Genomic DNA, 7,200 nt, shown 5'->3' on the forward strand with positions numbered 1-7,200 from the left:
GTTTCTTACGAAACGTGGACATCGACCGTGTGGCGATGTCCACGTTTCGTAAGAAACCGTGGCCCGAAATGTCGGTTTCCGCTCCGTAGGGTGAGCCGGGTGACCGACTCCCCCGATAACTCCGGCCCCCGCGCCGACATCGTGCTGCCCTGTCTGGACGAGGCCGCCGCCCTGCCCGGGGTGCTCGGCGCGATCCCGCGCGGCTGGCGCGCGATCGTCGTCGACAACGGCTCCACCGACGGCTCGGCCGAACTGGCCCGTTCGCTCGGCGCGACGGTGGTGCACGAGCCGCGGCGCGGTTTCGGCTCCGCCTGCCACGCCGGGCTGCTCGCCGCCGAGGCGGAGTTCGTCTGCTTCTGCGACTGCGACGGGTCCCTGGACCCCGGGCTGCTCCCCGGCTTCGTCCGCCGGATCGCGGACGGCGAGAGCGATCTGCTGCTCGGCCGCCGCCGCCCCGACCGGCTCGGCGCCTGGCCCCTGCACGCCCGCGCGGGCAATCTGGCGCTGTCCCGGCTGCTGCGCAGACGTACCGGGCTGCGGCTGCACGACCTGGGGCCGATGCGCGCCGCGCGCCGGGCGGACCTGCTGGCGCTCGGCCTCACCGACCGGCGCAGCGGATACCCGTTGCAGATGGTGGTGCGGGCGGCGGACGCGGGGCTGCGGGTGGCCGAGACGGATGTCCCGTACCTCTCGCGCACCGGGAAGTCGAAGGTCACCGGCACCTGGCGGGGCACCTGGCACGCGGTGCGCGACATGCGCGCCGTGCTGGGCGAGGCGCCGGTTCCGGTGGGGGTGCCCCGGTGAACCCGACCGCGTGTACCGGCGCCGGGCCCGGGGCGACCGGCGGGACGAGCCGCACAGGGGCCGGAGCGGACGCGACGACGAACCGCGCCACAACCGGAGCCGTCACCGGAGCCGAAACCGTCGGGGCGGTGACCCTGCTGGTCATCGCCAAGGAACCGCTGCCCGGCCGGGTCAAGACCCGGCTGACGCCGCCCTTCACCCCGCAGGAGGCCGCCCGGCTCGCCGAGGCCTCGCTCGCCGACACCCTGCGCACCGTCCTCGCCCTGCCCGCCGCGCGGCGGGTGCTCGTCCTCGACGGGGCGCCCGGACCCTGGCTGCCGCCGGGCATCGAGGTGGTGGGCCAGTGCGCGGGCGGTCTCGACGAACGGCTCGCCGCCGCGTTCGGCGGCTGCACGGGGCCGACGCTCCTCATCGGCATGGACACCCCGCAGATCACCGCCGCCGATCTGGCGCCCGCGCTCTCCCCCGGTTCCTGGGACGGCTGCGACGCCTGGTTCGGCCCGGCCGAGGACGGCGGCTTCTGGGCGCTGGGGCTCGCCGAGCCGGACCCCGAACTGCTGCGCGGGGTGCCGATGTCCGTGCCGGAGACCGGCGCGGTGCAGCGCCGCCGGCTGACCGACGCCGGGCTGACGGTGCGTGATCTGCCCCGGCTGCGGGACGTGGACACGGCGGCCGACGCCGTGGACGTCGCCGCCCTGGCACCGCACGGCCGGTTCGCCGCCGTGCTCGCCGCACTGACCGGGGCGGTGACCCGATGAGCCAGACGGTTCCCCAGCACGAAACGGTCCGCCCGCCGCACCCGGACGCCACCTCCTGGAGCACCGACCCGTACGCCAACGCCCTGCGCAACGGCCACGGTCCGCTCTTCCTGCGCCGCACGGACGGCTGGCTGCTGCCGCTCGACGTGGAGCGCTGGTGCGCGGGCGCCGACGCCGCGGACCTGTCGGCGCTGCACCGCTGCGAGGGACCCGTCCTGGACATCGGGTGCGGGCCCGGCCGGCTGGTCGCGGCGCTCGCGGCCCGCGGACACCGCGCGCTCGGCATCGACGTGAGCGAGGCGGCGGTGGCCCGCACCCTGCGGGTCGGCGGCTCCGCGCTGCACCGCTCGGTCTTCGAACCCCTTCCGGGCGAGGGCCGTTGGGGCACCGTCCTGCTCGTCGACGGCAACATCGGCATCGGCGGCGACCCGCGACGGCTCCTGCACCGGACGGCGGCCGTGCTCGCCCCCGGCGGGCTGCTCATCGCGGAGACCGCGCCGCAGGACATCGACGAGCGGGTCCGGGTCCAGCTGGACGACGGACGCGCCGACCGGGCCCGGCCCGCGCCCGCCGCACCCTTCCCCTGGGCCCGGCTCGGCACCCCGGCACTGCTCCGGTACGCCGGGCTCCTGGGCTGGCTCACCGCGGATCAGTGGGAGGCGGACGGCCGCACGTTCGTCTCCCTGCGCCGCGGCCGCAGCGTCCTGACGACCAGCCAGAGCGCCGACAACGCGAACAGCGCGGCCGTGATCAGCAACCAGTTCCCCAGGAACACGTCGGGGGAGAGGCCGCTCGCCGGTTCGTAGCGCTTCGTGTGCCGGGTGATCAGCGGCCACCACATCAGCAGGAGCAGACCGGACGGGAAGACCGGCACCCGGACGAAGCCGACCAGGCCGGGGCGCGGGCCGAGCGAGCGCCGCAGCAGCGGATCCGCCGTCCGACGTCATCCGGCTGCTGTCGGCCGCGGCCCCGGTCGGGTGCGGAATCTGACGGTTCGGTGACGCGCCCCGTCAGCACGCGCCCACACCGCCCCGGCGTGCATACCGTGCCTGGGTGAAGACCAAGGACCGCCCGGAGCAGCGCACCGAACCGGAGAGCGACCACCGCACCGGCCACCGCCCCGACGTGGCCGCGGCCGGTGCGGGCGCACTGCTCGTCGTCGCCGCCGCCCTCGTCGGCTGGGCCGTGGAGAACGCCGACCACACCCTGTACGTCCACTGGCCACCGCTGCTGGCGACTTGGTACCCGCACATCGGCCCCGGCACCGCGGCCGCGCCCGCCGTCGCCGTGGCCGTCATCGCCTACGGTCCCGTCCTCGCCGAACGGCTGCCTTGGCGGACCCTGCTGCTGAGCTGCTGGGGCGCCTCGCTCGCCTGGGTCTTCTCCCTGGCGCTGATCGACGGCTGGGGCCGCGGCATCGCCGAACGCCTCACCACCAAGCACGAGTACCTCAGGGTCATCGGCCGCTTCGACGACATCGGCGCCGCCCTGCGCGGCTTCAACGACCACATCCTGATCGGCCCGCCGGGCAACTGGCCCGCCCATGTGGCCGGGCACCCGCCGGGCGCCACCCTCACCTTCGTCCTGCTGGACCGCGTCGGGCTCGGCGGCGGCGCCTGGGCCGGCGTCTGGTGCATCGTGACCGGCAGCACCGCCGCGGTGGCCGCGCTGGTCGCCGTCCGCGTGCTGGCCGACGAACGCACCGCCCGCCGCGCCGCGCCCTTCCTGGTCCTCGCACCGGTCGCGGTCTGGGCCGGCACCTCGGCGGACGGCTACTTCGCCGCCGTCGCCGCCTGGTCCGTCGCCCTGCTGGCCCTGGCTGCGACCCGGAAGGTCCGCAGCCCCGCGGCCGCCGCCCTCGGCTCGGGGCTGCTGTACGGCCTGACCTGCTACCTCAGTTACGGTCTGGCGCTCATCGCGCTGCTGCTCCTGACCGTTCTCCTGCTCACCAGGACCGCCCGGCCCCTCCCCCTCTTCGCCCTGGGGGCCCTGGTCGTCCCGGTCGCCTTCACACTGGCGGGCTTCAACTGGTGGGAGGCCTACCACCTGCTGGTCGAGCGCTACTACCAGGCGGCGGGCGGATTCCGCCCGTACTGGTACTGGGTCTGGGCCAACCTCGCCTGCACCGTGACCGCCGTCGGACTCGCGACGGTCGCGGGTCTGCGCCGGACCGCGGCGGCCGCGCCCGGGGCCGTGGGAGCGCTGCGGACGGGGACCACGGCCGCACCGCAGCGGCTGGTCCTGCTCGTGCTCGCGGCGTTCCTCATGCTGCTGGCCGCCGACCTGTCCGGGATGAGCAAGGCGGAGACCGAACGGATCTGGCAGCCCTTCATGCTCTGGCTGCTGCCCGCCGCCGCCCTGCTGCCCACGCCCGGCCGCCGCGGCTGGCTGGCCGCCCAGGCCGTCGTCGCCCTGCTCGTCAACCACCTGCTCTGGACGGGGTGGTGAACGAGACGGGTGGTCGTTGAAACCACCCGCGCCTCGGGTATGGGTGGTTCCGTGCCGACATTCGAGATCACCACAGCAAGCGCGGACGACATCAGGATGATGGCGGACTGGGCCCATGCCGAGGGCTGGAACCCCGGCCTGACCGACGGTCAGGCCTTCTTCGCCGCCGACCCCTGCGGCTTCCTGATCGGCAGGCTCGACGGTGCGCCCGTCTCCTGCGTCTCCGTGATCCGCTACGGCGTGGACCACGGCTTCCTGGGCTTCTACCTCACCCGCCCGGAGCTGCGCGGCCAGGGCTACGGGAGCCGGCTCTGGGCCACCGGGACGGCCCGGCTGGGCGATCGGAACACCGGCCTGGACGGGGTGGTGGAGCAGCAGGCCAACTACCGCAGATCCGGCTTCCGCCCGGCCTGGACGAACATGCGGTACGAGGGACTGGTGCCGGTGGACATCGCGCCGCCGCCCGGCGTCACCCTCGCCGACGCCCGCACCCTGCCCTTCGGCCAGGTCACCGCGTACGACCGCCGGTTCTTCCCGGCCGAGCGCGACGGCTTCCTGGCGGCCTGGACCACCATCCCCGGCCGCACCGCGCTGGTCGCACTGCGCGAGGGAGAGGTGCGGGGGCTCGCCGTGCTGCGCGCCTGCCGTACGTCCTCACGCATCGGCCCGCTGTACGCGGCCACGCCGGAGACGGCCGCCGCCCTGGTCAGCGCGCTCGCGGCCACCGACCCGTCCACCCCGGTCGCCGTGGACGTACCCGACGTCAACCCGGCGGCGGTACGGCTCGCCGGACAGCTCGGGCTCACCCCGTCGTTCGAGACGGCCCGCATGTACACCGGGCCGGCGCCGGACGTCGATCACACCGGGCTGTTCGGCATCACCAGCCTCGAACTGGGCTGACCGTTACGCCCGGCCGTGGAGCAGCTCCAGGACCCGGTCCCGGAGCAGCTCGTACTCCTCGCGCAGGCGGACGATCTCCGGGGGCCGCGGAATCACCGTGCCGCCGCAGACGATCTCCTCGGGGGCGAACTGCTCACGGGTCAGGTCGATCTCCGTCCCCGGTCCCAGCCGGTTCCACCAGTGGTAGTCCGTGCGCACCCCGTCGACCCGGACCTCACCGCGTACGAGGTCACCGCCCAGCAGGTCGTGCAGGACCAGGGCGGTGACCCCGCACTGGTCCCGGGCGGGGTTGCCGGGGGCCCAGTGCGGCCGGTACTCGGGCGTGGTGGTGTCGGCGCCCCAGCTGCTGCGCACTGCGGCCTCGATGTCGGCGAGGAGGAACGGCTTCATGACACCGATCCTCGCAGCCGCCACTGACAGCGCCCCGGGCCGTCGGGCTCACGCCCTTCCGGGCCCGCCTGCCCCGGGCTCGCCCCTCTTCGGGCCCGCCCCGTAGCGCATCCGCCGCCAGGGGGCGAAACGGGCCCGCGAGGCCATCACCGCGATATCGTCCTCGGCGCCCGGACCGAAGCGGTCGAGCACCTCGTCCAGCAGCTCCTCCAGATTTCCGCTCGCCGGCAGGGTCAGCTCCCGGAGCCGGCCGACGGACACGTCGATGTCCTCGCCGCGCCGCTCCACCAGGCCGTCGGTGTACATGAACAGCACCGTGCCCGGGGCGCACCGCACCTCCGTCGTCCGGTAGCCGCCGAACCCGGTGCCGAGCGGCGGTCCCGCCGTTACGTCGCCCAGCCAGGTGCCCGCCGCCCCGGGATCGATGAAGACCGGCGGCAGATGGCCCGCGCTCGACACCTGGCACATCCCGCCGGACCGGTCGACCACCGCCAGCAGACAGGTCGCCGCCCGGTCGAGACCGGACCGCTCCACCATCCGGTCGAGCTGCTCCAGGATGCGGTGCGGCGGCAGTTCCTCGTCGGCGAGCAGCCGCAGCAGCGAGCGGTAGTGGCTCATCGCGACGGCCGCCTCCACCCCGTGACCCATCACATCGCCGATCGCCTTCAGATGGCGTCCGTCGCGCATCGGGATGATGTCGAACCAGTCACCGCCCACCAGCACGCTCCGGTCGGCCGGCAGATAGCGGGTGGCGACCTCGATGTGCGGGTGCGGCTGGCGCGGTTCGGAGAGCAGGGAGCGCTGGAGCTCCAGGGCGATGGTGTGCTCGTGGGCGAACCGGCGCGCGTGGTCGAGGTCGACGGCGGCCCGTCCGGCGAGCTCCCGGGCGACCACCACGTCCTGCTCCGTGAAGGTCGGCGAGTCCCCCGCCCTGACCAGGCCGAGGACACCGATCGGCCCGCCGCGCACGGAGAGCGGCACGATGACCGCCGAGTGCATCCCGAGGGCCCGGTAGGTGGCGACCCGTTCGGGGGAGGGCGCCAGGCGGCCCAGCTGCTCGTCGCCGGTGAGGTTCTCCACGACCGGCTGGTTGGTGGCCAGACACCGCGTCGCGGCCGAGTCCTCCTGGTAGTCGACGTAGTCGCCGGCCACCCCGAACCGCGCGACGCGCCCGCGCAGCCCCGGCACCGCCGTGAGCGCCGCCCGCCTCAGCCGGGTCACCCCGGGCGGTGCGGGACGCACCGGCGGGGCGACGTCCGGCGGGAAGACCTCGACCGTGGCGAGGTCGGCGAGCCCCGGGACGACGAGGTCGACCAGTTCGGCGCAGGTGGTGTCCATGTCGAGCGTGGTGCCGATGCGGGTGTTCGCACTGTCCAGGAGGCTCAGATGGCGCCGGGCCTGGGCCAGCTGGCGCTGCTCCTCGTCGGAGGCCGTGATCTCCAGCAGGATGCCGGCGACGCCCACCACCCGGCCGGCCACCTCCAGCCGGTGGTAGGCGCCGTGCCAGTAGCGCCGGGCGGAGCCGGACATGGCGGGGGTCCGGCCGCTGGAGGTGATCTCGCGGGAGCGGCCGTCGGAGAGCACCGCCAGCATCAGGTCCTCGCGGACGTCGACCTCGGGGAGCACCTCGGAGACGGTGCGGCCCAGATGATCGGCGGCCGGGACGCCGTTGAGCCGTTCGAGGGCCGGGTTCACATAGAGATAGCGCAGCTTGGTATCCAGGACCCCCACCCCGGCCGTGGTTCCGCCGATCAGGGCCGCGAGCGCCATGGTGTCGAGCGGCGGCGGACTGTCGGCGTACACATCGGCCTGCAAGGCAACCTCCTGGGACAGGGCGCGGGCCGCCCGACTGCCCGGCCCTTCATCGTCGGCCGCCCGCACCGCCCCCGCATCCCCAGAC

6 protein-coding genes and 1 pseudogene are annotated in these 7,200 nt (G+C 74.6%); 5 read left to right on the forward strand and 2 right to left on the reverse strand.

The genetic code is table 11. The features are described from left to right. Positions 1-141: 141 nt before the first annotated feature. The 5 genes and pseudogenes from J1C73_RS36245 to J1C73_RS25655 all read left to right on the forward strand — a co-directional run. Positions 142-567 (forward strand): annotated as a pseudogene (locus J1C73_RS36245) (glycosyltransferase family 2 protein); the annotation flags it as partial. Positions 568-938: 371 nt separating this feature from the next. Continuing rightward, complete coding sequence (locus tag J1C73_RS25640; protein ID WP_207318476.1) at positions 939-1,562, forward strand: TIGR04282 family arsenosugar biosynthesis glycosyltransferase; 624 nt, start codon at positions 939-941, stop codon at positions 1,560-1,562. Beyond that, on the forward strand, positions 1,559-2,368 hold the full coding sequence (locus J1C73_RS25645) for a class I SAM-dependent methyltransferase (RefSeq protein WP_207318472.1): 810 nt from the start codon (positions 1,559-1,561) through the stop codon (positions 2,366-2,368). The genes J1C73_RS25640 and J1C73_RS25645 overlap by 4 nt, the downstream gene beginning before the upstream one ends. Before the next feature lie 247 nt (positions 2,369-2,615). Next, positions 2,616-4,010 (forward strand): hypothetical protein, encoded by a 1,395-nt coding sequence (locus J1C73_RS25650; RefSeq protein ID WP_207318473.1) that lies wholly within the window; start codon positions 2,616-2,618, stop codon positions 4,008-4,010. Positions 4,011-4,061: 51 nt separating this feature from the next. Further along, positions 4,062-4,910, forward strand: coding sequence for a GNAT family N-acetyltransferase (locus J1C73_RS25655; protein WP_207318474.1), 849 nt, complete (start codon positions 4,062-4,064; stop codon positions 4,908-4,910). Between the two features lie 3 nt (positions 4,911-4,913). On the opposite strand, the gene J1C73_RS25660 is transcribed toward J1C73_RS25655, so the two are convergent. Beyond that, positions 4,914-5,300, reverse strand: coding sequence for a YunG family protein (locus J1C73_RS25660; protein ID WP_207318475.1), 387 nt, complete (start codon positions 5,298-5,300; stop codon positions 4,914-4,916). Between the two features lie 48 nt (positions 5,301-5,348). Continuing rightward, on the reverse strand, positions 5,349-7,070 hold the full coding sequence (locus tag J1C73_RS25665; protein ID WP_207318477.1) for a SpoIIE family protein phosphatase: 1,722 nt from the start codon (positions 7,068-7,070) through the stop codon (positions 5,349-5,351). Positions 7,071-7,200: the final 130 nt, after the last annotated feature.

The organism is Streptomyces laculatispora, assembly GCF_017353455.1.
Classification (GTDB): Bacteria; Actinomycetota; Actinomycetes; order Streptomycetales; family Streptomycetaceae; genus Streptomyces; species Streptomyces laculatispora.